Annotated in this window: 21 protein-coding genes; 13 read left to right on the forward strand and 8 right to left on the reverse strand. The window is 70.7% G+C overall.

The window, feature by feature from the left end:
• Positions 1-27: 27 nt before the first annotated feature.
• The 6 genes from AB0B96_RS07945 to pcp all read left to right on the forward strand — a co-directional run bounded on the left by AB0B96_RS07945 (position 28) and on the right by pcp (position 5905).
• Positions 28-552, forward strand: a complete 525-nt coding sequence (locus AB0B96_RS07945) for an NUDIX hydrolase (RefSeq protein WP_362897127.1) — start codon at positions 28-30, stop codon at positions 550-552.
• Positions 553-883: 331 nt separating this feature from the next.
• Complete coding sequence (locus AB0B96_RS07950; RefSeq protein WP_362897128.1) at positions 884-1768, forward strand: hypothetical protein; 885 nt, start codon at positions 884-886, stop codon at positions 1766-1768.
• A gap of 32 nt (positions 1769-1800) precedes the next feature.
• Complete coding sequence (locus AB0B96_RS07955; protein ID WP_362897129.1) at positions 1801-2748, forward strand: hypothetical protein; 948 nt, start codon at positions 1801-1803, stop codon at positions 2746-2748.
• Positions 2749-2863: 115 nt separating this feature from the next.
• Positions 2864-4717, forward strand: a complete 1854-nt coding sequence (locus AB0B96_RS07960; RefSeq protein ID WP_362897130.1) for an endonuclease/exonuclease/phosphatase family protein — start codon at positions 2864-2866, stop codon at positions 4715-4717.
• Between the two features lie 28 nt (positions 4718-4745).
• Positions 4746-5282, forward strand: a complete 537-nt coding sequence (locus AB0B96_RS07965; RefSeq protein ID WP_362897131.1) for a DUF393 domain-containing protein — start codon at positions 4746-4748, stop codon at positions 5280-5282.
• Positions 5279-5905 (forward strand): pyroglutamyl-peptidase I, encoded by a 627-nt coding sequence (gene pcp, locus AB0B96_RS07970; protein ID WP_362897132.1) that lies wholly within the window; start codon positions 5279-5281, stop codon positions 5903-5905. The genes AB0B96_RS07965 and pcp overlap by 4 nt, the downstream gene beginning before the upstream one ends.
• Before the next feature lie 187 nt (positions 5906-6092).
• Here the strand turns inward: pcp and AB0B96_RS07975 are convergent, their stop codons facing one another.
• Together AB0B96_RS07975 and AB0B96_RS07980 are read right to left on the reverse strand one after the other, a co-directional pair.
• Positions 6093-7139, reverse strand: a complete 1047-nt coding sequence (locus AB0B96_RS07975) for a hypothetical protein (RefSeq protein WP_362897133.1) — start codon at positions 7137-7139, stop codon at positions 6093-6095.
• Between the two features lie 89 nt (positions 7140-7228).
• Complete coding sequence (locus tag AB0B96_RS07980; protein ID WP_362897134.1) at positions 7229-8665, reverse strand: glutamate--cysteine ligase; 1437 nt, start codon at positions 8663-8665, stop codon at positions 7229-7231.
• Positions 8666-9027: 362 nt separating this feature from the next.
• Here AB0B96_RS07980 and AB0B96_RS07985 point away from each other — a divergent pair, with 362 nt between their 5' ends.
• The 3 genes from AB0B96_RS07985 (at position 9028) to AB0B96_RS07995 (ending at position 13210) form a co-directional block, all read left to right on the forward strand.
• On the forward strand, positions 9028-10065 hold the full coding sequence (locus AB0B96_RS07985) for an alcohol dehydrogenase catalytic domain-containing protein (RefSeq protein ID WP_362897136.1): 1038 nt from the start codon (positions 9028-9030) through the stop codon (positions 10063-10065).
• Positions 10066-10158: 93 nt separating this feature from the next.
• A complete protein-coding gene (locus tag AB0B96_RS07990; RefSeq protein WP_362897137.1) occupies positions 10159-12075 on the forward strand; it encodes a S9 family peptidase in 1917 nt (638 codons plus the stop codon).
• A gap of 160 nt (positions 12076-12235) precedes the next feature.
• The gene (locus AB0B96_RS07995; RefSeq protein WP_362897138.1) at positions 12236-13210 is read left to right on the forward strand and encodes an aldo/keto reductase; all 975 of its coding nucleotides are present in this window, start codon (positions 12236-12238) and stop codon (positions 13208-13210) included.
• 15 nt (positions 13211-13225) lie between these two features.
• On the opposite strand, the gene AB0B96_RS08000 is transcribed toward AB0B96_RS07995, so the two are convergent.
• Genes AB0B96_RS08000 through AB0B96_RS08010 form a run of 3 tightly spaced genes read right to left on the reverse strand, consistent with a single transcriptional unit; the run spans position 13226 to position 14822 of the window.
• On the reverse strand, positions 13226-13498 hold the full coding sequence (locus AB0B96_RS08000; protein ID WP_350943902.1) for a DUF6510 family protein: 273 nt from the start codon (positions 13496-13498) through the stop codon (positions 13226-13228).
• Positions 13495-14253 (reverse strand): ferredoxin reductase, encoded by a 759-nt coding sequence (locus tag AB0B96_RS08005; RefSeq protein WP_362897139.1) that lies wholly within the window; start codon positions 14251-14253, stop codon positions 13495-13497. Before AB0B96_RS08005 ends, AB0B96_RS08000 begins: the two co-directional genes overlap by 4 nt.
• Positions 14223-14822, reverse strand: a complete 600-nt coding sequence (locus AB0B96_RS08010) for a sulfite oxidase-like oxidoreductase (RefSeq protein ID WP_362897163.1) — start codon at positions 14820-14822, stop codon at positions 14223-14225. Before AB0B96_RS08010 ends, AB0B96_RS08005 begins: the two co-directional genes overlap by 31 nt.
• A gap of 337 nt (positions 14823-15159) precedes the next feature.
• Between AB0B96_RS08010 and AB0B96_RS08015 the strand changes: the two genes are divergently transcribed.
• Positions 15160-15717, forward strand: a complete 558-nt coding sequence (locus AB0B96_RS08015) for a DUF4142 domain-containing protein (RefSeq protein WP_362897141.1) — start codon at positions 15160-15162, stop codon at positions 15715-15717.
• A gap of 5 nt (positions 15718-15722) precedes the next feature.
• On the opposite strand, the gene AB0B96_RS08020 is transcribed toward AB0B96_RS08015, so the two are convergent.
• Together AB0B96_RS08020 and AB0B96_RS08025 are read right to left on the reverse strand one after the other, a co-directional pair.
• Positions 15723-16745: a substrate-binding domain-containing protein gene (locus AB0B96_RS08020; protein WP_362897142.1), complete on the reverse strand. Its 1023-nt coding sequence runs from the start codon at positions 16743-16745 to the stop codon at positions 15723-15725.
• On the reverse strand, positions 16729-19194 hold the full coding sequence (locus AB0B96_RS08025; protein ID WP_362897143.1) for a glycoside hydrolase family 3 N-terminal domain-containing protein: 2466 nt from the start codon (positions 19192-19194) through the stop codon (positions 16729-16731). The genes AB0B96_RS08020 and AB0B96_RS08025 overlap by 17 nt, the downstream gene beginning before the upstream one ends.
• A gap of 348 nt (positions 19195-19542) precedes the next feature.
• Between AB0B96_RS08025 and AB0B96_RS08030 the strand changes: the two genes are divergently transcribed.
• The 3 genes from AB0B96_RS08030 to AB0B96_RS08040 all read left to right on the forward strand — a co-directional run bounded on the left by AB0B96_RS08030 (position 19543) and on the right by AB0B96_RS08040 (position 22749).
• Positions 19543-20898: an extracellular solute-binding protein gene (locus AB0B96_RS08030; RefSeq protein WP_362897144.1), complete on the forward strand. Its 1356-nt coding sequence runs from the start codon at positions 19543-19545 to the stop codon at positions 20896-20898.
• Complete coding sequence (locus AB0B96_RS08035; protein WP_362897145.1) at positions 20895-21821, forward strand: sugar ABC transporter permease; 927 nt, start codon at positions 20895-20897, stop codon at positions 21819-21821. Before AB0B96_RS08030 ends, AB0B96_RS08035 begins: the two co-directional genes overlap by 4 nt.
• 124 nt (positions 21822-21945) lie before the next feature.
• Positions 21946-22749, forward strand: coding sequence for a carbohydrate ABC transporter permease (locus AB0B96_RS08040; RefSeq protein WP_362897164.1), 804 nt, complete (start codon positions 21946-21948; stop codon positions 22747-22749).
• Between the two features lie 81 nt (positions 22750-22830).
• Here the strand turns inward: AB0B96_RS08040 and AB0B96_RS08045 are convergent, their stop codons facing one another.
• Positions 22831-24339 (reverse strand): alpha-N-arabinofuranosidase, encoded by a 1509-nt coding sequence (locus AB0B96_RS08045; protein ID WP_362897146.1) that lies wholly within the window; start codon positions 24337-24339, stop codon positions 22831-22833.
• Between the last annotated feature and the right edge of the window lie 61 nt (positions 24340-24400).

The following is a 24400-nucleotide window of genomic DNA, read 5'->3' on the forward strand; positions in this document are numbered from 1 at the left end:
TCAGGTAACAGGCTGGGAGCACACCGCATGCGCTGGCAGGTCCACTCAGAAGAACCTCTCTACACCGATCGGTGGCTCGATGTCCGGGTCGCGGACGTGGAGCTTCCCGACGGCAGGCGCCTGGACTACCGGCTGATCCGTACCGCACCGGGGGCCGGGGCCGTCGTCACCGACGATCGGCGGCGGGTGCTGCTGATATGGCGGCATCGCTTCATCCCCGATTCGTGGGGCTGGGAGATTCCCATCGGCGGGATCGAGGACGGCGAGGAGCCGACGTCGGCCGCCGCACGCGAGTTCGAGGAGGAGACCGGATGGCGCCCCGGACCGCTGCGCCCGCTGCTGCGCGTCCAGCCGAGCAACGGGCTCTCCGACTCGGTCCACCACATCTTCCGCGCCGACGGCGCCGTTCGCATCGGCCCGCCGACCGACCCGTGGGAGGCCGAGCGCGTCGAGTGGGTGCCACTCGCCGACGTCCGCGACATGGTCGGCAGGGGCGACGTCACGTGCGGCACCAGCATGGCCGCGCTGCTCTACGTCCTCACCGAACCGTAGGACACGAAGCGATCTGTCCGGGCGGGACCGTGAGCTGCGGATATCCCGGGCACGAAGCGAACCGTAGGACACGAGGCGATCCGCCTCCCGCGCCGGCTCTCGACGGCCGCGACCACCTCAAGGCTCCCACCGGGCCGTCTACCGGGACGGATCCTCCTCAGCCCCTGGTCGGCCCGGGAGGACCCCCTTCCCACCTGGGGCGATCTCCGGACAATCATCCCGATCTTCTTTTCGGCACGCGATACTTGATGATAGGGAGCACCATGTAAGGAGGCATGACCTGAAACATGGTTAATCGCTATGCTTTTGAAACACGGCAAAGGGGGCGCCTGTGCAGCGCGTGGTGGTCGATCCTGAGGTGCCCGGGGAGGTCGCCGACCTCTTCCGCCAGAACGGCCCGTTGCTTTATCGCCTCCGTACCAAACGCCCGCCCAGGGACGTGGACGCCCCCAGGGTTCCGGGAGTCCTCATGGGCTTCTTCGGCGGGTCGGTCGCTGTCGTGGGGGGCGGCCTCGTCTTCGCCGGCGCTCCGATCCCCCAGGCCGTCGTCCTGCTCATCCCGCTGATCATCTTTTATCTCTTCATCCTCGGGGTGGTCTACCTCGCCAGGAAGCCCTCCCCCGTCGACTCCGTCGAGCGGCTCCTGTACGCGCACTCGCGGCAATGGCACGGGCGCTTCCTGATCCTGGAGGACTTCGACTACGACGCCAGACACCAGCTCGGCCGGGCCCAGAGGGCGATCGACCACATCCTGCGCTCGCGCGTCAACGCGATGGGCATGCTCGACAGCGTGCGCAACTCGGTGATGCTCCCCGCCGAGGAGTGGGAGATCGCCCGGCTGCTGAACAAGCTCTCCTCACTGCGGGCCAAGCACCGCCACCTCGCCAAGGGCGGCAGGAGCCCCGAGGTGCTCGCGGCCATGGCGCCGCTGGAGCGGGCGCTGGCCGCGAGCGAGGCCGCCGTACTCGCGCGGGTCGAGGCCCTGGAACGCTACGCCGGCCACGTCTCCGACGCCGAGCGGGCGCTGCGCGCCCAGGGACAGATCGAGGTCCTGCGGGCGCATCTGCCCGAGTACGAGCAGCTCGTCGCCGAGACGGGCGCGGCCAGATTCTCCGGGCCGGAGATCAGGCATCTCAGCGGTGACGCCGACATGCTTCAGCGAGCACTCCGCGAGAGCGTACGCTCGGCACACGAGGCTTTCCGCCATCTCGGCTGACGTGAAATGTGATCGAACGGAGGGACGAGCCTGTGCGGTCAGTGGTGGTCGATCCTGAAGTTCCCCCCCGGACCGCCGACCTGTTCCGCCGGCACGCGTCGATGTTGTCGCGCATCCGCGCCGGTTGGACCCCCGAGCCCTCGCCGCCCAACTCCCGCCTGACCGGACGCTTCCTGAACGCCGGCGGAGGGGTGGCGGCGCTCTTCCTGGTGTGCCTGATGTTCCTCGCCGACGTCGGGCAGCTGCTGTTCTTCATGCTCTCGCTGCTCGTCTTCGTGGTCTTCGTCGGCCTGCTGGCCGCCCGCGAGCCCGCGGAGCCCGAGACGGTCGAGCAGGAGCTCTACCGCGAGGCCCGCTGGTACGAGGGCCGCTACCTGCTCCCGGCCGAGGACTTCGACTACGCCGCCGGACAGTTGCTCGACCGGACCCAGCAGGCGATCGACTACATCCTGCGCTCGCGCGTCAACGCGGCGGGCATGCTCGACAGCGTGCGCAACTCGGTGATGCTCCCCACCCAGGAGTGGGAGATCGCCCGGCTGCTGAACAAGCTCTCCTCACTGCGCAACGAGCACCAGGAGTTCGTGTACGGCGGGAGCACTCCGGAGGTGGCCGCCGCCATGGCGCCGCTGGAGCGGGCGCTGGCCGCGAGCGAGGCCGCCGTACTCGCGCGGGTCGAGGCCCTGGAACGCTACGCCAGCCACGTGGCCGACGCCGAGCGGGCGCTGCGCGCCCATGACCAGATCGAGGCGCTTCGCGCGCGGCTCCCCCGTTACGAGGAACTGCTCGCGGAGTCCGGCGCCGACGCCTTCGCCGTACCGGAGATCGGGAGGCTCACCGAGGACGCCGATCAGCTGGAACAGGCGTTGCGCGACAGTGTCCGCTCCGCGCACGAGGCGTTCCGCCACCTCGACCCCTCCTCCTCTCCTGCCGCGGACCCGGATTCGCCCGGAGAATCGTCACAGGAGCCCCCGGCTCGCTGAAGGGCTCCGGCTCCGGCGAGGTCGTCTCCCCCACGGGGGCGACGCTTCGGGCAGGTCTCGCCCTTGTCATGGGCGGCGAAGAAGGCGAGGATAGCTCGCGTTCTTGGGAGGTAGCATGCGGATCCGCCTGGACGTGACCCTCGGCGTGGTCGTGCTCGTCGACGTGCTCCGGGTCTTCCTGCCATCGCTGATCACACTCTTCGGCCGGGCGGGAAGCACCCCGGCGGAGATGATAGGCCTGTTCGCCGTCTCCTGGTTCGTCCTGGCCTTCCTGACCGTACCGCTCGCCAGATTCGTCCGCCCTCCGCTGATCGCCCTCGGCGCCGCGGGCCTGCTGCTCCTGTCCCGGCTCGCACTCCAGCTCACCGACGGCGGGGGGCCGCAACTGTACGTGGCCGGTCTCGGCCTGCTCGCCGGGCTGGTCTGGCTGGTGGCGATAGCGATGAGCGGCATCGACGCCCGGCCCGTGATGGGTGGGGTGATCACCGGCCTGGCCGCCTCCACGGTGATCCACGCGGCGCTCGACGGCATCGACCTGATGTGGCGGCCTGGAGCGGTCCCGTGGCTGCTGCTGGTGGTGGAGCTCCTGCTCTTCTGCGCGTTCACGGTCCGGGCCGAACCCCCGGACGAGGAGTACTCCGGGGCTCCCCGCGCCTGGCTGACGCTCGGCCCCGCCCTGCTGCTCTGGGGCCTCTACACCGGCAACACCGCGCACGCCCAGGCGGCGACCGTCTCCGCGCAGCAGGCCGCGGCCGTGATCGTGGCGGCGTTCGCGGTGGTGTCGGCGGCGCCCGCCGCGCTGCCGGTGCTGCGCCGCCCGCTGCTGCCCGCGGTCGCCCTGGTGGCCTCGGCGGTGGCGTTCACATTCGGCAGGGCCACCGTGGACGGCGTTCACGGGGTGGCGCCCGGCTGGACGATCGTCGCGCAGATCGTCGGGCAGGTCGCGCTGGGGGCCTGCCTCGCGCACGCCGCGACGACCTTCGGCCGGGATCGGCCGGCCCGGCGGGGCCTGGCGACGGCCGGGGGCATGCTGCTGTTCGTCGTGTTCGTCTTCGGCTACTACGCCGCCTACGACCTCTACCTGCCCAACGCGTGGGTGCCGATCTGCGCGGCGCTCGTCGTCGCGCTCGGCGGCGTGACGGGAAGCGCGGGCCTGCCGCGCCGCTCCTACGACCGGCGGTTCGCGGCGGCCTCCGTCGCCGCGGTCGCGCTGGTGGCGGCCGTTCCCCTGTGGCAGGGTGCCCACCCCGGCTGGAAGGGCCCCGAGGACGGACTGCGGATCGCGGCGTACAACATCAGGATGGGCTACGGCGAGTCCGGCAGGCTCTCGCTGGAACAGCAGGCCGACGCGCTCAGGGAGCTGAGACCGCACGTGGTGGTGCTGAGCGAGGCCGACCGGGGCTGGCTGCTCAACGGCGGCCACGACGGGGTACGGCTGATCGCCGAACGGCTGGACATGCACTACATCTGGGCCCCGGCGACCGACGAGGTGTGGGGCGACGCCCTGCTCACCACGCTGCCGATCACCTCGATCAAGAACCACGTGCTCGTCCAGGGCGGCCCGACCGGCGCGCAGGCGCTGGAGGTCGGACTGCGGTGGCAGGGCGAGGACGTCACCGTGATCGGCACCCATTTGCAGCCTCCGCCGGGCTGGCGCGAACTCGACCAGGTCGAGCAGCTCGGGGAGATCGTCAGGAACACCGCGAGGGGTGACACCCCGGTGATCGTGGCCGGTGACCTCAACCTCCAGCCCGGCGATCCGGCCTGGCGGGTGCTGACCGACGCCGGCCTCACCGACCCCTTCGCCCCGGTCAGGCCGTTCAACACCATCCCGTCCCGGAGCGGGCCCGCGCAGCAGATCGACCACGTGCTCGTCACCCCGGGGTTCACCGGAAAAGACCAGGCCAACCCCGATGTGCCGCACTCCGACCACCGTCCGGTCGCGGTCACCCTGGTCGCCGGGCCTTGATCGGGTCCTCCTGGGTAATGTCAGGTGCATGACGGAAGAACCTGTACTGGTCTTCGACGGCGACTGCGGTTTCTGCACGACGAGCGTCCGGTTCGCCGAGCGCCGCATAGGGGTGCGCGCCCGGGTCGTCCCCTGGCAGTTCGCGGATCTCCGGGCGCTGGGTGTCACGCGCGAGCGGGCCGAGCGCGAGGTGCTCTGGGTCGAGGACGGCCGGGTGTACGGCGAAGCGCAGGCGGTGGCCAGGCTGCTGATCGCCGCCGGTCTCCCGTGGAGCCCGCTGGGGTTCGTGCTGCGGATCCCGCCGTTCCGGTGGGTGGCCCGGGGGGTCTACCGGCTCGTCGCCGCCAACCGTCACCGCCTGCCGGGCGGCACCCCCGCCTGCGCCCTGCCCTCGAAACCCTCGAACTCCGGACCCGCGAGTTCCCCTCCCACAGCCTCTCCGTCCACGGGCTCCCCCACCTCGGACCCCACGGCCTCGAACTCCACGGCCTCAGATCTCGCAGACTCGGATCTCACGACGTCGGACCCCGTGTTCTCGGACCCCGCAGTCTCGGAGCACCGATGAAGGGCGTCCTGCTCGCCGGGCTGGAGCCGCTCGACGGCGCCGCGAACCCGTCGTGGGAGGCGATCGGGCTCGTCCCCGGAGTGCGGACCGCGCTGCTCCCCTGCGCGTTCGGCGGGTCGCTGAAACACCTGCACGCGGCGATGGTGGAGCACGATCCAGCGGTGGTCGTGTGCGTCGGGCAGGCCGGAGGGCGACCCGACGTGACGGTGGAGCGGGTGGCCGTCAACCTCGACGACGCCTGCGTCCCCGACGGCACGGGGCACCGGCCGATCGACGAGCCGGTGGTGCCCGGTGGCCCCGCCGCCTACTTCTCCACCCTGCCGGTGAAGGCGTGCGTGGCCGCGGCGCGGGCCGTCGGAGTCCCGGCGAGCGTCTCACAGAGCGCCGGGACGTGCCTGTGCAACCATCTCTTCTACGGCCTCATGCACATGATCACCACCGAGCGACCGGCGGTTCGCGGAGGCTTCGTGCACGTGCCGTTCAGCCCGGAACAGGTCCTGGGCGAGGCCATGCCCTCCATGCCCGTCGCACTGGTCGCCCAGGCGCTCACCGCGATCGCGACCACCGCCGTCTCCGTCTCCCTGGGCGGCGATCTCCGCCTGCTCGGCGGCTCCCCCCACTGAAAGGGCCCACGGTCTCGGAGCGGCACACCGTACGACCGCCTCCAGCGGCCTCGGGAACGTCGAGCACCGCGCCCTCACGGCAACCCGGGCACGCCGGTGCCGTCGAAGCGACCAGCAGCGCGGGCGACTCGCGGTGGCGCCGGTGCTCGCCGCCGTCCCCGGGCGCACCGGTCATCGAAGTGGCTCCTCAGAGCGGCACGCCGTACACCACGCGACGGCCCACGAACTCGCTCACGCTCCACAGCGTCCTCTTGCCCCGGACACAGGTCAGATCCTCCGGCCCCACCGGATAGGGCCGCTTACGCACCGTGTCGCCGACCACGATCAGGGTGCCGTTCCTGGTGGAGCCCGCCGCCTGGCTGAGATACCAGACGCCCTCGTAGGAGAGCGCGCCCTGGATCTTGTCCCCCGGCAGCGCGTAGGCGTCCACCGCCTGGACGACGCCCCCCGCCGGGGCGTTCAACGTCCCCTCCGCGGTCAGCGGCCAGCGGGCGACCCGTCCGACCGTGCCCGCGGTGTCGACGTACTCGCCGGAGATCAGCACATCGGGATCGGTGCTGCGGTCGACGGCGGCGAAGGAGAAGCGGACGCTGCCGCTGGTGGTGGTCCAGGCGTCGGTCTGCGGCATCACGTACCGGTAGCCGAACGCGTCGTACACGCCGGCCTTCCTTCCGATGGTCTCCGTACCGCTCCCGTTGATCTCGAAGATCTGCCGGGTGTCGAAGACCCGCAGGCCCCGGGTGGTGTCGGCGACATACAGCAGGTTGCCGTACCAGGCGACGCCACCGGCGTGAATGTTGATCGGTGTGATGCCTCCGTCGGCGCCGGCCCGCACCAGCAGGACGTGCCGGTAGCGGAGCGTCGCGGGATTCACGAAGGTCAGGCGTACGCCCCGCTCCGCCCCCGACGACGGCGTGTGGTACCAGCTCACCACGAACGCGCTCCCGGCGATCCCGGCGTCGGAGGCGCAGGTCAGGCCCTGGGGATACCACTCCTTGGTGGCGTTGTCCCCGGCGTCGAAGGTGTACCAGTCAACCGGTTTCGGGTTCATCGTGCCGAACGCCCCGGTTCCGGCCGACCCCTTCCTGACCGTGACCCGGTTGGCCTTGGCCAGGACGGTGTCGAGTGATGCCCGCTTGAGGTCCTTCTCCAGAATCTTGATTCCGGCCGTGAGGCCGCCTCCGTCCCGCTTCAGCCCGAACGGTTCGGCCGATACGACCTTCATCTGACTCATGAGGGGGTCTCTTCCTGTCCGGTTCCGCCAGGATCGGCGGATCAAGATGCGGAGTTCATGAGTATGCCGGTACTCAAATCCCTTTGCAGTTAGAAAGGCCAGGTGTGGACGGGTTCCCCGGCCAGCGACAGCTCCCGGTACCGGCTCACCACGCGCGCCGCCGCGGCCTGGTCGCCGCCCTCGCGAACCAGCGCCTCCCGCTGCCAGATCGCACCGGTACGGCGGCGGGCGACGCGTTCCCGCACGATGTCCAGCGCCCACCGGGCCTCGTCCGGGTCCACCCCCATCCTGTCGAGCCCGGCCTCGGCGACCGGCAGCAGCTCAAGGGCGAGCCGTTCGGCGGGGATCTCCTCGTCCAGGCCCGGCCAGCTCAGCGGCGCGTCCAGACCGTGGATCGCGGCGCGGTAGAAGTTGCGGTAGGCCCCGGCGAAGGGGAAGTCCTCCACCGGCTGGACCGCCAGGGCGGCGGTGAGCCCGAGCAGGAAGGCACTGTTCGCCGCCATGTCGGGTGCGCTCGGCCCGGCGGGCAGGGCACGCATCTCCACCCGCAGGTGGCCGCCGTCACCGGGGTCGTAGACCGGCCGGTTCCACTGCCACACGGTGCCCTGGTGGAGCCGGAGCTCGGCCAGTCCGGGGACGCCGCCGACGGGCACCTCCTCCGGCGCGAAGGTCATCGGCAGCACCGGCTCGTAGTCGCGGACGCACGTCTCGAACATCTCCTCGACGCTTCGCACCCAGCCGGAACCGAACCCCACCCGCCGGTCCCTGCGGTCGAGCCGCTCCACGTCCCGGTCGTCGGCGGCCTCCTCGAACAGCGCGATCCTCGTCTCCTCCCACAACCTCCTGCCCAGGAAGGAGGGCGAGTTCCCGCTGACCGCGAGGACCGGGCCGATGGCCAGCTGGGCGGCGTTGTAGACGCGGGAGAAGTCGGCGGGGGGCGTGCGGAGATGAACCTGCCAGGAGGTGTTGGCACTCTCCAGGATCACCCCCTCGACCTCCAGTTCCAGCAGTTCGACGCCCTCGATGCGCACCCGGAACGGCTCCGTGCGCAGCCGCCGCATGCCCCTGGCCAGCGCCCGGTAGCGGCCATCGCCGCTCAGCGCCTCGTGGGTGAAGTCGAACTCGCTCAACGAGGGCAGGATCCCGATCACCACGGCCTGCCCGCCCTGCGCTGCGGCCGCCGCGTCCACCACGGTCATGATCTCCCGCATCTCGCTCACCAGGGCGGTGAACGGCCGCCCGGCGATCGGCAGCGGAGTCAGGTTGGCCTCCAGGTTGAACCTGCCCAGCTCCAGCGTGAGCCGGTCGTCGTCCGCGGCGACCCGCACCTCGTGGTTACGGGGAAGCGGCCTCCCCTCGGGCGTTATGAGAAACATCTCCAGCTCGGCCCCGATGGTCGCGGGACCGGCGCCGAAACCCGGTCTTGCGAGCACCTCGCGAAGGGTGTCGAGCTGCTCCGCCAGCTTTCCCCTGAAACGGAGGAACTCCGCCTCGGAGTAGCGGTCCTTGTCGACTTGCTGCCCCATCACACCGTCCGATCAGTTGACCCTTGTGACCCTCCCTCTCTCCCAGAGTGCACCTTCTAATCAGGACACCTCACGACCGGCTGCGGACACGGCGTATCGGGAGGTCCCACACCCCTGGAAACGCCTTCCGGAAACGCCCCCTGACCTGGCCGGGCCTTCGGCCGACCGGACCTGCCGACCGTCCGGAGCGGCCGGCCCCACCACCCGGCTGGCCTGACCGAACCGGACAGGCCGAGCCGGCAGACCGCCGAACAGGACCGGCCGACCGGACCCGCTCACCGACCGAATAGGCTCACCGGTCAGGTGGGCCCACCGGCGGAAAGCGCCGGAGACCACGGGCCGGGGCAGAGGAGTGTGGGCGGGTGCGAGCGGTGCTTTTCGACGCCTTCGGGGCCGATCCAGAGGTCCGGGAGGTGCCCGCCCCCGAACCTCCGCCCGGTGGAGCGGTGATCCGCGTGGAGGCCACCGGGCTCTGCCGGAGCGACTGGCACGGCTGGCAGGGCCACGACCCCGACATCCGGGTCCTCCCCCACGTGCCGGGGCACGAGTTCGCCGGGGTCGTCGAGGCGGTGGGCACGGGCGTCGCCTCGTGGCGGCCGGGCGACCGGGTGACCGTCCCCTTCGTCTGCGCCTGTGGCTCCTGCCCTGCCTGCCTCGCCGGTGACCAGCAGGTCTGCGAACGCCAGACCCAGCCGGGGTTCACCCGCTGGGGCTCCTTCGCCGAGTACGTGGCCGTCGACCACGCGGACGTGAACCTCGTACGGCTCCCCGAGGAGATGGCCTTCACCACCGCCGCGAGCCTGGGCTGCCGCTTCGCCACCTCCTACCGCGCCGTGACCGCCGTGGGCCGGGTACGGCCGGACGAGTGGGTGGTCGTGCACGGCTGCGGCGGCGTGGGGCTCTCCGCCGTCATGATCGCCGCCGCGGCCGGGGCCCGGGTGATCGCCGTGGACGTCTCGCCGGGAGCCCTGGAGCTGGCCCGGCGCTTCGGCGCCGTCGCCTGCGTCGGGGCCGAAGCACCCGAGGCCGACGTTTCCGCGCGGGTCAGGGAGCTGACCTCGGGCGGCGCCCACGTCTCCATCGACGCGCTCGGCAGTCCCGGGACGTGCGTGGCCTCGATCGAGAGCCTGCGCCGCCGTGGACGCCACGTGCAGATCGGCCTGCTGCCGGGACTCACCCCGCTCCCGATGGGCCGGGTGATCGGCTACGAGCTCGAACTCCTCGGCAGCCACAGCATGGCCGCCCACGCCTACCCGGCGATGCTGGAGGCCGTCGCCGACGGCGCCCTGAGCCCGGACGCCCTCCTCACCCGCTCCATCGGCCTGGAGGAGGCCGGAGCGGCGCTCGCCTCGATCGGCTCCGTTCCCGGCGTCACGATGATCCTGCCGTCCCCGCGCTGAGGAGGGGAGGGACCCCGGGGAACCCTCCGGCACGGGCGGAAAGCCGCCCGAGAGCGCGCCCGCCAAAGCACACCTTGGATAGCTTTACTGGTTATGCGCCCTGAAGACCTCGCCCAGCTCACCGTTCCCGGGAGTGTCACGCTCCACGGTGATCTCCTCCTTGTCGACCTGGCCACCCCTGACCCGGAGGCCGACGCCTACCCGGGAAATCTGTGGCGGGTGCCCGCCGACGGCCCGCCCGTCAGGTTCACCTTCGGCGAGCGCGACAGCGCGCCGCGCATCTCCCCCGACGGCGCCTGGGTCGCCTTCCTGCGCTCCGACGCCACCGAAGGGAGCCGCCCGCAGCTGTACGTGATGCCCACCGGCGGCGGCGAGGCCCGGCCGATCACCGATCTGCCCCTGGGCGCGGGCGTCCCGGTCTGGGCGCCGGACTCCCGCAGGATCGCGTTCGTCGCCCGGGTCGCCGAGCCCGGCCGGTACGGCACCCAGGAGGGGGTGAGCGCCGCGGCCGAGGCACCTCGCCGAATCACCGGGCTGCGCTACCGGACCGACGGGGCCGGCTTCACCTTCGACCGGCCACAGAGCCTGTTCGTGGTGAACGCCCTCGCCGACGTCCCGCGACCGGTACGGCTGACCGAGGGTCCCTACGACGTGGATTCCCCCGGCTGGACCACGGACGGCGAGCACGTGCTGGTCTCGGCTCCCCGCGACCTCGACGGCGAGAGCCTGCACACGGATGTGTACGCGGTCCCCTCCGGTGGGGGCGCCCCGATCCTCGCGGTGCGCAGCGACGGCTCCGCCGAGCATCCCGTCGCCCTGCCGGGCGGGGAGGTGCTCTATCTCGGTACGGCGTTCTCGGGCATCGACGCGGTGGCCCGCAACACGGGCCTGTACCGCGCGCCGCTGCGGATCGGCGGCGCCGGCGAGAGCGGCGGGGCGGCGGCCGGGACCCGGCTGACCGAGGAGGAGTCGGTGGACTGCGACTCGCTGCCTCCCACACCCGGAAAGGACGGCGTCCTGGTCGCGGTGCGGACGCGCGGCGCGGTCGAGCTGCGCCTGGTGCCCTCCGGCGCCCTCGACGCGCCGCTGGAGGAGCTCGTCGTGGTCCTGGGTGAGCGGGCGAGCGTGAAGGCGTTCACCGTCTGCGGGGAGAGGGTGGTCGCGGTGGTGTCCACACCCGCGAGCCCCGGCGAGGTGGTCACCCCCGACGGGGCGCTGACCGACTTCTCCGGCGCCCTCACCGGGATCAGGCCGCTGCGTGAGATCACCGCCGTCTCCGCCGACGGCCACCCGGTGCACGGCTGGCTCGCCCTGCCCGAGGGCGACGGGCCGCACCCGGTCCTGCTGAACGTGCACGGCGGCCCTTTCCACCAGCACGGGTGGGCGTTCCTGGACGAGACCCAGATCTACGCGGGCGCCGGGTACGCGGTGGTCCTGCCCAATCCGCGCGGCTCCTGCGGGTACGGCCAGGCGCACGGCCGATCGGTGGTCGGCGCGCTGGGCACCGTGGACGCCGACGACGTGCTCGCCCTGCTGGACGCGGCGCTGGCCACTCCCGAGTGCGACGCTGAGCGGGTGGGCGTGATGGGCGGCTCCTACGGCGGCTTCATGACGAGCCATCTCGCCGCCCACCACGGGAGCCGGTTCAGGGCCGCCTGGAGTGAGCGCGCGGTCAACGCCTGGGACTCCTTCACCGGTTCCTCCGACATCGGCTGGTTCTTCGCCGACGCCTACTGCGGACCCGACCCTGAGGCGCAGCGCGCGATGAGCCCGCTCTACCGGGCCGACCGGATCACCCTGCCGTTCGCCGTGGTCCACTCCGAGGACGATCTGCGCTGCCCGGTCGAGCAGGCGCAGCGGATGTTCGTCGCGCTGCGCCGCAACGGCGTCCCCGCCGAGTTCCTGCTCTTTCCCGGCGAGGGCCACGAGCTCACGCGCAGTGGCCGCCCGAGGCACCGCCTGCAGCGCTTCGAGGCCGTCCTGGAGTGGTGGTCCCGCCACCTGTCCTGATCTTCCGGCGTGGAGTACGAGTCCAGGAGAGCGCTGGGCGGGAGAACCACCGCCTCGGGTCCGCGCGCCCATCCGCGGGGAACGGCGGCGGGTGGGCCGAACCGCTCGGAGGCTGCGGTCGTAGGGTGGGCTCAGGCTCTTGAAGATCGGGAGGTTTGACATGGAATACGTGCGCCTGGGGTCCACCGGTTTGAAGGTGTCGAGGATCTGCCTCGGCATGATGAGCTACGGCGACCCCGCCAAATGGGGTGAGTGGGTTCTCGACGAGGCCGCGGCCGAGCCGATCGTGCGCCGGGCCGCCGAGGCGGGAGTGACGTTCTTCGACACCGCCGACGTCTACTCGTTCGGCGCCAGCGAGGAGGTCACCGGCCGCCTGCTCGCCAGGGTCTTCCCTCGCAGGGACGACTACGTGCTCGCCACCAAGGTGTGCCTGCCGATGAGCGACGGCGTCAACGACGGCGGCCTGTCGCGCAAGCACATCCTCTCCTCGATCGACGCCTCACTGCGCCGCCTGGGCACCGACTACGTGGACCTGTACCAGATCCACCGCTGGGACCCCGACACGCCGATCGAGGAGACCATGGAGGCCCTGCACGACGTGGTCCGCGCGGGCAAGGCCCGCTACGTCGGCGCCTCCAGCATGTACGCCTGGCAGTTCGCGAAGGCACAGCACACCGCCGAGATCCACGGCTGGACAAAATTCGTGTCGATGCAAAATCATCAAAATCTCCTTTACCGGGAGGAGGAGCGGGAGATGAACCCGCTCTGTCTCGACCAGGGCATCGGCCTGATCCCGTGGAGCCCGCTGGCCCGAGGTCTGCTGGCCCGCGCCGGATCCGAGGAGGTCACCACCCGGGCGGGCAGCGACCCCCGGATCGAGGCCCTCTACGACGACGCCGACAACGACCGTCTGATCCTCGACAGGGTCGCCCAGCTGGCAGGGGAGCGCGAGGTCGCTCCCGCGCGGGTGGCGCTGTCCTGGCTGCTGCACCAGCCGGGCATCTCGGCCCCGATCGTGGGCGCGACCAAGGCCGGGCATGTGGACGACGCGGTCGCCGCGGTGGACCTGTCCCTCACCGAGAAGGAACTCGCCTTCCTCGCCGAGCCGTACCGCCCCCGGGGCGTCAGGCTCTGACGTCTCGCAGGAGTGTCAGGAGTCGGCGGGCAGCTCGAACTGGACGCACGTCATGCCGCGCATGTCCAGCCATGCCCGCCCCGGTGCCCTCACGAGCCGGAAGACGACCTCCTCGCACCCGGGGCAGCGGGCCACCAGACCCGGGGCGTGGGTGTAGAGGAGGGCCTCGGCCAGCGTGAGGCTTCGCGCGCAGCCGGAGCACCGGCCGGTGGCGGCGGTCAGGTCGACGGCGAACACGTCGCGCAGTGCTCCGCCCGCCGCGTTCCCGTCGAGGTGGTCCTGGCTCATGGTTGTCCTCCACTGGGGCCGAAGCGTTCCGTGCGGATCAGGCGGGGGTCGTGCCCGGCCGAGACGAGCAGGCCCGCGACGGTCTCGACGAATCCGGTGGGACCGCACACGAAGACGGCCGGTTTCCGTTCGACGGGCCAGACGGCCTCGGCGAGCAGGGCGGCGTCGACCCGCGCGGGCGGGCGTGCCCAGCCGTCGGGCACCTCGCGCGTGTAGGCGTAGGTGACGTCCAGGCCGGAGCCGTCGGCGCTGTGGCGCTCCAGCTCGGCGCGGTAGAGCGCGGAGCCGGGCCCGCGCGTGGAGTACAGCAGCCGGAACGGTGTGCCGACCCCGGCCGAGGCGCGGGCGCGGATCATCGCCATGAGCGGGACGACCCCCGAGCCGCCCGCGACCAGTTGCACCGGCTCGGACGCCTCGGGACGCCAGACGAACCAGCCGCCGATCGGGCCGCGTATCTCCAGCGGGTCACCGGGCGAGAGGACCTGGGCGAGGTAGGGGGAGACCTCACCGTCGGGCAGCGGCTCGACGGTGAGCTCCACGCGTTCCCCGTCCGCGGCGGAGGCGATGGAGTAGGAGCGCTGGGTGGAGTAGCCGTCGGGGGCGGTGAGCCGTATGTCGACGTGCTGGCCGGCGAGGTGGCCGGGCCAGCCGGGAACGTCCAGGGTGATCGTGCGTGCTCCGGAGGTCTCGTCGCGCACGGCGGTGACCGTGGCGACCCTCCAGGTCAGTCGCCCCAGTACCGTTGCTCGCGCCATGGGTCTCCGTAGTTGTGATAGCCGACGCCCTCCCAGAATCCCGGCTGGTCCTCGTCGAGGAGCCGGATGCCGCGCACCCACTTGGCGCTCTTCCAGAGGTAGAGGTGCGGCACGAGGAGCCGGGCGGGCCCGCCGTGCTCGGGGGTGATGGGCTCGCCCTCGTAGCGGACGGCGATCCAGGCCCGGCCGTCGAGGAGGTCCTCCAGCGGGAGGTTGGTGGTGTAGCCGCCGTAGGAGGTCGCCAGCGCGTATTCCGCGGAGGTCTCCACGCCGTCGAGGAGGGTGTCGAGTGACACGCCCTCCCAGGTGGTGCCGAGTTTGGACCACTTGGTGACGCAGTGCAGGTCGACGGTGAACCGCTCCACGGGCAGTGCGTTGAGCTCCGCCCAGTTCCAGCGGACGACCTCGCCGGTCTCGGTGGTGACACCGAGGCTCCATTCGTCGGTGGAGACCAGGGGCGTGGGTCCGGCCGACAGGACGGGGAAGTCCTCCGTGAGGTACTGCCCCGGCGGCAGGTCCGGGTTGCCGGCGCGACGGCGGCCGAAGAACCCGGGCGAGACGATACCGATGACGCCCACCTCCCACTGTCCGGCCGCTGTCCGGCAGGTCATGACGGTCGTGGTGTCCCCCTCGAACGAGTCTCGAGCGGACGGATCACGCGAACAGGATAAATCTCATCACATTTAGCCACGGCCCGTGTCACCCGGGTGGGGTTCTGCGCGTTTTATGGGCGCCGGACCGGACATCCGTCGCCAGGTCACCCGGGCGCGACTCGTTCTACCAACAGCACCATATGCGTACTTTCCATAAGATTTACCGCTTATAGCGTCATATAAACCCATATATCCGTATATGAGAGAAGGAAAGGTGCCAGTTCTGACCGTGAATTGATCGACGGAGGACCCGATGACTCGAAAGGCGATCATCACGCTCGCCATCGCCATGGCGGCGACGGGCGGCACGGCCGACGCCGCCTCCGCTCCCCCGCCGCCCAACCGGCAGGACCGGGAATTCCTCGTCCAGGCGCACCAGGGCAGCCTGTTCGAGATCGAGGCGGGCCTCGCCGTCACCGGGAAGACCGATGACCGGAACGACCGGGAGGCCGGAGATGCCGTGCGCGTGCTGGGGGCGAAGCTGGTCACCGACCACACGAAACTCGACAGGACCATACGGCAGGTGGCCGACCGGCTGGGCGTCAAGCTCCCCGGCGAGCCCAGCGAGGTGCAGCGCCGGCGTCTCAAGGAGGTGACGGCGCTGAGCGGGACGGAGTTCGACAGGGCCTGGATCAGCATGGAGATCGCCAACCACCGCGAGGGGATCGCCCTCGTGAAGAGGGAGATCGACAACGGCTCCGCCCCCGCGGTGAAGAAGCTCGCCACCCTCACCGATCGCGTCGTGCGGGAGCACCTGGAGATGCTCCTCCACGTCGAGAAGTCGATCGTCCCCAGCCCTTCGAAGAGCTGAGGCGCTCAGTCCCTGCCGGGTGCGGTGGTGGAGCCGCGCACCACCAGTTCGGTGGCGAGTTCGACGTGGTGGGAGTCGACCCGTTCCCCCGCCGCCAGGCGCAGGGCCGTGCGTACGGCGACCCCGCCCATCTCCCGCAGCGGCTGGCGCACGGTCGTCAGCGGGGGCGAGGCCATCTTGGCGACCTGGGTGTCGTCGAAGCCGACAACGCTGAGGTCCTCGGGCACGCGCACCCCTCGCGCCCTGGCCGCCTCCAGCACGCCGAGCGCGATCTCGTCGCAGCCGGTGAAGACGGCGGTGGGGACCTCGGGCAGGTCGAACAGGGCCGCGCCGCCCCTCACCCCCTCCTGGTAGTGGAAGGGCCCCTCCCGTACGTGACTCGGGGGGACCGGGGCGCCCGCGGCCTCCATCGCCGCGCGGTAGCCGTGGAGACGGGCCTGGTTGCAGGCGGCGGTGGCCGGGCCACCGAGGTAGGCGATACGCCGGTGCCCGAGCGCGAGTAGGTGCTGTGTCGCGACCAGTCCCCCGGCGAAGTTCGTCGAGCCGACGCTGACGACCCCCCTGGTCTGCGGCATGTTCAGCGGGTCGATCACGACCAGCGGCAACCGGGCCCGGGACAGGGCGCCGAGCTGCTCGGCGGTCAGCTCGCTGGTGATGGCGATCACGGCCCGCCGCCCGGCCGCGGCGAGGCCGCGCGCCCAGGTCCCGGCGCGGTCGGCGTTCGTGCGGATGCTCACCACGATCGCCGCGTCGGCCTCGGCACGCACCGCGCCCTGGACGATCTCGGTCGAGTACGGGTTGAGGTCGGCGTTGAGCTCCACCTCGAGCGTGGCCGGCACGGCCGCGTCGCCCCGGCGGCGCTGCGACAGCGAGACGTAGTCGTGCTCCTCCAGCAACGACTCCACGAGGGAGCGGGTCACCGGGGAGACGTCACCTCGGCCGTTGAGCACCTTGGACACGGTCGCGACCGACACCCCCGCCGAGGCCGCGACCGTGGCCAGCGTGGCCCTCCTAGGACTTGCCGGCATCTGTTCTCCCTTGCTGTGCGGCGGAAGCGCCCGGAGCCGCCTCCACATCCACTCGGGTGACCAGTCGCCGGTCCACGCCGACGTGACGCGGCGGACCGGTCAAGGTCACGCGGCCCCGGCAGGGCAGGTCGGACGCCGACGCGCCCACGAACACCTCAAGATCCCCCGGCTCCACGACGCGCCGCAGGTCGCGCCCGGTGAACGCGGTCCTGTCGGCGGACACGGTGAAGGTCGCCGTCGCGCTCGCGCCGGGTTCCAGCCTGACCCTGGTGAATCCGGTGAGCTGCAGCACCGGCCGGGTGACCTGGGCGATCACGTCGTGCAGGAAGAGCTGCACGACCTCCTCGCCCGCCCGGCTCCCGGTGTTGCGCACCCGCACCGACACGGTGAACTCCCCGTCGGTGGGCACCTCGGCGTCGCCGATCCTCAGGGAGTCGATCGCGAAGGTGGTGTACGAGGCGCCGTGCCCGAACGGGAACAGCGGGGTCGGGTCGAGGTTGCTGATGCCCTGGCTGTTGGCGCCCAGCGGCGGCTGCAGGTAGGTGCCGGGCTGCCCGCCGGGGCCGTGCGGGATCTGCACCGGCAGCTTCCCGCTGGGCTGCACCCGGCCGGACAGGACTCCGGCGATGGCCGCTCCGCCCTCCTCGCCGGGCATGAACGCCTGGACGAGCGCGGCGGCCGTCTTCGACACCTCGCCCAGCGCGTACGGGCGGCCCGAGACGACGACCACCACGACCGGCGTGCCGGTGGCGGCGAGCTCGGCCAGCAGGTCCTCCTGCGCACCGGGCAGCCGCAGGTCCTCGGCGTCGCAGCCCTCGCCCGACGTACCGAGCCCGAACATCCCCGCCAGGTCGCCGACGACGGCCACGCACACGTCGGCCTCGCGGGCCGCCCGGGTCGCGGCGGCGAAGCCGGAGCGGTCATCGCCCCGCACCTCGCAGCCCTGCTCGTGGATCAGCTCGGCACCGGGCAACTCGGCCCGCAGCGCGTCGAGCAGGCTGGGCGCGTCCACGCCGAGCCCGAGTTCCGGGTGGCGGGGCAGCACGTGGTTGGGGAAGGCGTAGCAGCCCATGAAGGTGCGCGGGTCGTCGGCACAGGGGCCGACCACGGCCACCCGGCGCGGCTCAGGACGTCCCTCGCCGAGCAGCGGCAGCGCGGTGCCCGCGTCGAGCAGCACGATCGACCGTTCGGCCAGCTCCCTGGCGAGTGCCCGGTTGTCCGGCGAGTCGAGGTCCACGTCCGCCGCCTGGGCGACCGACCTCTCCGGGGTCCAGTCCGGATCCAGCAGTCCGAGCGTCACCTTCTGGGTGAGCAGGCGCCGGGCGGCCCGGTCGATCAGGGACTCCGGCAGCTCGCCCCGCCGCACCCGTTCGACGAGGTGCCTGCCGAAGCCGAGCGTGTCGGGAAGTTCGACGTCGATGCCCGCGCTCAGCGCCTGCACCCCGGCCTCGTCGGTGTCCGCGGCGACCTGGTGCATCGTCGCGAGGAACGGGATCGCCCAGTAGTCCGAGACCACCGTCCCGCTGAAGCCCCACTCGTCGCGCAGCAGGTCGTTCAGCAGCCACGAGTCGGCCGCCGCGGGGACACCGTCCACGTCGGAGTAGGAGTTCATCACCGAACGAGCGCCCCCCTCGACGAGAGCGGTCTCGAAAGGCGGCAGGACGATGTCCATCAGCTCACGCCGCCCCATCGACACCGGGCCGTGGTTGCGGGCCGCCCGGGAGGCGGAGTAGCCGGCGAAGTGCTTGAGGGTGGCGATGATCCCGGCGTTCTCCAGGCCGCGCACGTAGGCCGCGCCGAGCATCGAGACGAGGTACGGATCCTCGCCCATCGTCTCCTCGACCCGGCCCCAGCGGTAGTCGCGCACCACGTCCAACACCGGTGACAGGCCCTGGTGAACGCCCACGGCGCGCATGTCCCGTCCGATGGCGGTGGCCATCCGCTCCACCAGGTCCGGGTCGAACGTCGCCCCCCAGGCGATGGCGGCGGGGTAAACGGTCGCGCCATAAGTAGTGAAACCGGTCAGACACTCCTCGTGGACGAGCGCCGGGATGCCGAGCCGGGAGTGCTTCACCACCTCGGACTGCAGACGCACCACCTCCGCGGCGCCCTCCGCCGCGGTCACCGGAGCACTGCCGAACACCCGCGTCAGATGACCGAGCCCGTGGCGGATCGTCTCCTCGAAGGGCACGCTTCCCGAAGCCGCGAAGACGTCCTGCATCGGGGCGACGTTCGCCGTGCCCTCCTGACTCTCCTGACTCTCCTGGGGCTCCCCGCCCTGCTCAGCCCCCATGACGTTGCCCGGCCACCGGCTGCCGAGCTGGCCGACCTTCTCCTCCAGGGTCATCTCCGCAAGAAGGGCGTCGACCCGGTCGGCCACGGGAAGTGCCGGGTCCTGCCACGGACGGAGGCTCCGGCCCGTCGTGGGGGTCCCATCTAGCGCCGTCATCTGCTCTCCTCAAGAAAAACCCGCACCGCAACCCATTCGAAACTTTTCGGTGTGCCACGAAAGCTCTACCCGAATCCTGCCGCAAACGATACGACCAGGAAAAGTCCAGATGAGAGTACCTTACATACCGCACATACCAAGCTCGTCCCGACATGCGATGACCTCTTGACACGCAACTATCTGAAATCTAAATTGACGTGCCACGCGGTCTGTTTCGGAAATGTTTCGACATGTCGGGCGCAAGAGCGGATGCCTGACAGCGGGGGTGCTGATCCACGACCTACGGCCGCCACCGATTTTTCACACGGAGCCTCGCCCAGCCTCGGCATTCGACATACGGAGATCAGCGTGGAGTCAACGACACCATCTCGCCGCACCTTCCTCGCCCTTTCCATGGGCCTGCCTCTGGGAGCCACACTGGCGGCCTGCGGCACTTCCGGCCCCACCCCGGCGGGAGGAACCGGGACCGGCGGCAGCGGCGGGAACGCCGCCAGCAAGGCCACCTACTGGTTCCTGTCGAACCAGCCGCAGGAGGGCGTGCGCACCAGGGCCGTGGAGCGGTTCAACAAGGCCAACCCCAACGGTTCGATCGACTTCACGGCCATGCAGAACGACGCCTACAAGACGAAGATCAAGACGGCGATCGGAGCCGGCCAGGCCCCCACCATCATCTGGGGCTGGGGCGGAGGGACCCTGCGCACGTACGTGCAGGCCAACCAGGTTGAGGACCTCACCTCGTGGTTCGAGGAGAACAAGGCCGTGAAGGACCGGCTGTTCGCCTCCTCCTTCGGCGCGGCCACGATCGACGGCAAGATCTACGCGATGCCGGCCGAGACGATGCAGCCCATCATCCTGTTCTACAACAAGAAGGTGTTCGAGCAGGTCGGCGTGGAGCCGCCGAAGTCGTGGGGCGACATCATGGCCCTCGTCCCCAAGTTCAACGCCGCGGGCATCGCCCCGTTCTCCCTCGGCGGCCAGTCGCGCTGGACGAACATGATGTGGCTGGAGTTCCTCTTCGACCGCATCGGCGGCCCCGAGGTGTTCCAGGCCGTGTTCGACGGCGAGAAGGACGCCTGGTCCCACCCCGCCGCCATCGAAGCCCTGACCAAGATGCAGGAGCTCATCAAGGCGAACGGGTTCATCAAGGGCTTCTCCTCCATCACGGCCGACTCCAACGCCGACCAGGCCCTGCTGTACACCGGCAAGGCCGCGATGATGCTGCACGGCGGCTGGACGTACGGCAGCATGTCCGCCGACGGCGGCGACTTCGTCTCCGGCGGCCACCTCGGCTACATGAACTTCCCGCCGGTCGAGGGCGGCAAGGGCGACCCCGGCAACACCGTCGGCAACCCCGGCCAGTACCTGTCGATCTCCTCCAAGGCGACTCCCGAGCAGAAGGAGATCGCCAAGAAGTTCTTCGCCACCGCCGTGCTGAACGACGAGGACGTCAAGGAGTGGGCGGGCACGGGCGCGGTGCCGATCGTCAACGGCGCCGACAGCGCGTTCGCCGGTTCCAAGGACGAGGAGTTCCTGAAGTTCGTCTACGGCATCGCCAGCAACGCCAAGGCTTTCGCCCAGTCCTGGGACCAGGCGCTCAGCCCCACCGCGGCCGAGGTGCTCCTGGACAACATCGCCAAGCTGTTCCAGCTGTCGATCACGCCTGAGGAGTTCGCCTCCAACCTGAACGCGGTCATCGGCAGTTGAGCACGCTAACCTCCCCCGCCAGAAGAGGGAGGCCGTCGGCCGCCACGCGAAGGAACCACAGCGCCGTCCTTCCGTGGCTGGCCGTACCGGCCCTGCTGATCTTCACCGCCTTCGGGGTGATCCCGCTGCTCGGGGTCCTGTTCCTCAGCTTCAGCACCTGGGACCAGGTCGGCGACATCCAAATGTCCGGGCTCACGAGCTGGCGGGCCGTGCTCAGCGACCCCGGTCTCCCGCACGCCCTGTGGGTGACGTTGCTGGTGATGGTCGCCTCCTGGGCGGTCCAGACGCCGGCCAGCATCCTGCTCGGGGTGTTCCTGGCCGGGCGGCAGCGCTACCGCGCACTGCTGGCCGTGCTGTACTTCATCCCACTGCTGCTGAGCTCGGCCGCCATCGCGATCGCCTACAAGGCGCTGCTCGACCCGAACTTCGGGCTCGGCGCCGGGCTGGGCATCGACCTGCTCGTACAGGACTGGCTCGGCGACCCCGTCCTCGCCTTCAGTGTTGTGATCTTCGTGGTGTCGTGGCAGTTCATCCCCTTCCACTCGCTGCTCTACCAGGGCGGCGTGCGGCAGATCCCGCGCTCCATGTACGAGGCCGCCGAGATAGACGGCGCGGGCCGCACCCGCAAGTTCTTCAGCATCACGCTGCCGCAGCTCAAGTACACGATCATCACGTCCTCCACCCTCATGGTCGTCGGATCCCTGACCTTCTTCGACCTGATCTTCGTGCTGACCGCGGGCGGTCCCGGCGACGCCACCCGGGTGCTCGCCCTGGACATGTACAAGCGCGGGTTCCAGGCCAACCTGATGGGGCCGGCCAGTGCCATCGCCGTCATCCTCGTCCTCGTGGGCCTCGCCCTGGCGTTGTTCCTGCGCAGGCTCGGCGGCCGCGACGCCAACGCCAGCCAGATGGAAGGGGCCTAGAACCATGAGCTTGACGACCCCCACGGGGCTCAAGCGGACCGAGACGCTCGGGGCGGGACACCGGCGCCGGCCGCCGGCACGCAACGGGAAGCAGTCACGGGCACTCGGTGAGCGCCCCAACTGGCTGGGCGGGATCGCGGGCTGGCTGTGGCTCGCGGTCGTGATCGTGCCGATCTACTGGATCGTCATCACCAGTTTCAAGGCCCAGAGCAGCTACTACGCCAGCAACCCGCTGGCGCCGCCCACCGAGCCGACCCTCGACAACTACCGGATGGTCGTCGAGTCCGACTTCCCGCTGTACTTCGTCAACAGCCTCATCGTGACCATCGGCGCGGTCGTCCCCGCGGTCGCGGTCGCGTTCATGGCGGCGTACGCGATCGTCCGGGGCAGCACCATCTTCGGCTTCCTGCGCAGGGTGAACTCGCTCTTCCTCATGGGCCTGGCCATCCCGTTGCAGGCGACCATCATCCCGATCTACCTGATCATCATCCGGCTGCAGCTCTACGACTCGCTGACGGCGCTGATCCTGCCGTCGATCGCCTTCGCGATCCCGCTCTCGGTGCTGGTCCTGTCGAACTTCATCCGTGACGTGCCCAAGGAGCTGTTCGAGTCGATGCGGCTGGACGGCGCGAGCGAGATGGCGACGCTCTGGCGACTCGCCCTCCCGCTCACCATGCCGGCCGTCGTGACGGTGACGATCTACAACGCGCTGACGGTCTGGAACGGGTTCCTGCTGCCGCTCATCCTCACCCAGAGCCCCGACAAGCGCACGCTTCCGCTCGCGCTGTGGACCTTCCAGGGGCAGTACAGCGTGAACGTGCCGGCCGTGCTCGCCTCGGTCGTGCTGACCACGCTGCCCATCCTGATCCTGTACGTGGTCGGCCGCCGCCAGCTGCTCAGCGGCCTGACGGCAGGGTTCAGCAAGTAGCCGCACCTTGCCGTCCGTCCCCTTGCCGTCCCCTTGCCGTCCCCTTGCCGTCGGTGAGCGGACGGCAAGGGGACGGACGGTTCAGGCGCGAAGGAGACGGATCACGTTCCACGAGACGGCGGGCAGCGTGATCTCCAGGGTCCCGGCGTCCAGGCGGGCCTCGGTGTTCGTACGGGGGGCCACCGTGTCCGGGGCGTCGGCGGTGTTGCGGGCGTAGGGGTCGGGACCGGACAGCACCGTGGCCCCGGCCAGCCGCACCGGGCCGAGGGCTCGCAGGTCGGCGGTGAGGGTGAGCGGCCGGTCGGTCGAGCGGTTGACGGCGAACAGCGTGGTGGCGCCGCTCTCCTCGTCGTGGGTGGCGACGGCGTCGAGGGCGGCGACCTCTCCGAACCTCGCGGTCTCGTGGGTGGGAGAGGCGGGCTCGACCCGCAGCACCTGACCCGCCGCGTACCGGGATGCCTGGGCGAAGGGGTGGAAGGTGGTCTGCCTCCAGGCCCTGCCGCCCGGTTCGGTCATGATGGGGGCGATCACGTTGACCAGCTGGGCCAGGCAGGCGGACGTCACCCTGTCGCTGTGGCGCAGCAGCGAGATCAGCAACCCGCCGAAGGTCACCGCGTCGGCCAGGTGGTAGTGGTCCTCGAGCAGCGGCGGGGCGACCGGCCAGTCGCGCGGCGGTTCTGCGTTCTGGAAGCGGGACAGGTACCAGACGTTCCACTCGTCGAACGAGATGTTGATCTTCTTCTTGCTTCTGAGCCGGGCGCCCACGCTGTCGGCCGTCGCCACCACCGCGTCGATGAAGTGGTCCATGTCGGCCGCCGAGGCGAGGAAGCTCGCCAGGTCGCCGTCGTGCTCCTCGTAGTAGGCGTGGCAGGAGATGAAGTCCACCAGGTCGTAGGTCTCCTCCAGCACGGTGGACTCCCACGCGCCGAAGGTGGGCATGCCCGAACCCGAGCTCCCGCAGGCGACGAGTTCCAGGGCCGGATCGATCATGCGCATGGCGCGGGCGGTCCCGGCGGCCAGCCGCCCGTACTCGCGGGCGCCCATGTGGCCGATCTGCCACGGGCCGTCCATCTCGTTGCCCAGGCACCACATCCGGATGTCGTGCGGCCTTTTGGCGCCGTGGGCGACGCGCAGGTCCGACAGGTGGGTCCCGGACTCGATGTTGCAGTACTCCAGCAGGTCCAGCGCCTCGGCGACTCCCCGGGTGCCGAGGTTGACGGCCATCATCGGCTCCAGCTCGGCCTTGCGCGTCCAGGCGACGAACTCGTCCAGGCCGAACTCGTTGGTCTCCGTGCTGTGCCAGGCCAGGTCGAGCCGCCGGGGCCGTTCGCTCCTGGGGCCGACACCGTCCTCCCAGCGGTATCCGGACACGAAGTTCCCGCCGGGGTAGCGGGCCGTGGTCGCGCCCAGCTCGCGGGTGAGCTCCAGCACGTCCCCCCGGAAGCCCTCCTCGTCGGCGGTGGGGTGGCCGGGTTCGTAGATGCCGGTGTAGACGCATCGGCCGAGGTGTTCGACGAACGTCCCGAAGGTGCGCCGGTGGACGGGGGCCACCCTGAACGCGGGGTCGAGGGTGAGGTGCGCGGACAGCACGAAGGTCTCCTCATGTGCGACTCATACTGCGACTCATGTGCGACTCATGCGCGACCCGCGC

This window comes from Streptosporangium sp. NPDC049046, assembly GCF_040649155.1.
Classification (GTDB): Bacteria; Actinomycetota; Actinomycetes; order Streptosporangiales; family Streptosporangiaceae; genus Streptosporangium.

What these genes read in the sequence shown, in the direction of transcription:
- AB0B96_RS07975 (WP_362897133.1), bottom strand. Translation starts at nt 7,139, where the DNA reads ATGAGTCAGATGAAGGTCGTATCGGCCGAACCGTTCGGGCTGAAGCGG.
- AB0B96_RS07960 (WP_362897130.1), top strand. Translation starts at nt 2,864, where the DNA reads ATGCGGATCCGCCTGGACGTGACCCTCGGCGTGGTCGTGCTCGTCGAC.
- AB0B96_RS08000 (WP_350943902.1), bottom strand. Translation starts at nt 13,498, where the DNA reads ATGAGCCAGGACCACCTCGACGGGAACGCGGCGGGCGGAGCACTGCGC.
- AB0B96_RS07980 (WP_362897134.1), bottom strand. Translation starts at nt 8,665, where the DNA reads ATGGGGCAGCAAGTCGACAAGGACCGCTACTCCGAGGCGGAGTTCCTC.
- AB0B96_RS07945 (WP_362897127.1), top strand. Translation starts at nt 28, where the DNA reads ATGCGCTGGCAGGTCCACTCAGAAGAACCTCTCTACACCGATCGGTGG.
- pcp (WP_362897132.1), top strand. Translation starts at nt 5,279, where the DNA reads ATGAAGGGCGTCCTGCTCGCCGGGCTGGAGCCGCTCGACGGCGCCGCG.
- AB0B96_RS08005 (WP_362897139.1), bottom strand. Translation starts at nt 14,253, where the DNA reads ATGGCGCGAGCAACGGTACTGGGGCGACTGACCTGGAGGGTCGCCACG.
- AB0B96_RS08020 (WP_362897142.1), bottom strand. Translation starts at nt 16,745, where the DNA reads ATGCCGGCAAGTCCTAGGAGGGCCACGCTGGCCACGGTCGCGGCCTCG.
- AB0B96_RS07995 (WP_362897138.1), top strand. Translation starts at nt 12,236, where the DNA reads ATGGAATACGTGCGCCTGGGGTCCACCGGTTTGAAGGTGTCGAGGATC.
- AB0B96_RS07965 (WP_362897131.1), top strand. Translation starts at nt 4,746, where the DNA reads ATGACGGAAGAACCTGTACTGGTCTTCGACGGCGACTGCGGTTTCTGC.
- AB0B96_RS08015 (WP_362897141.1), top strand. Translation starts at nt 15,160, where the DNA reads ATGACTCGAAAGGCGATCATCACGCTCGCCATCGCCATGGCGGCGACG.
- AB0B96_RS07990 (WP_362897137.1), top strand. Translation starts at nt 10,159, where the DNA reads ATGCGCCCTGAAGACCTCGCCCAGCTCACCGTTCCCGGGAGTGTCACG.
- AB0B96_RS08025 (WP_362897143.1), bottom strand. Translation starts at nt 19,194, where the DNA reads ATGACGGCGCTAGATGGGACCCCCACGACGGGCCGGAGCCTCCGTCCG.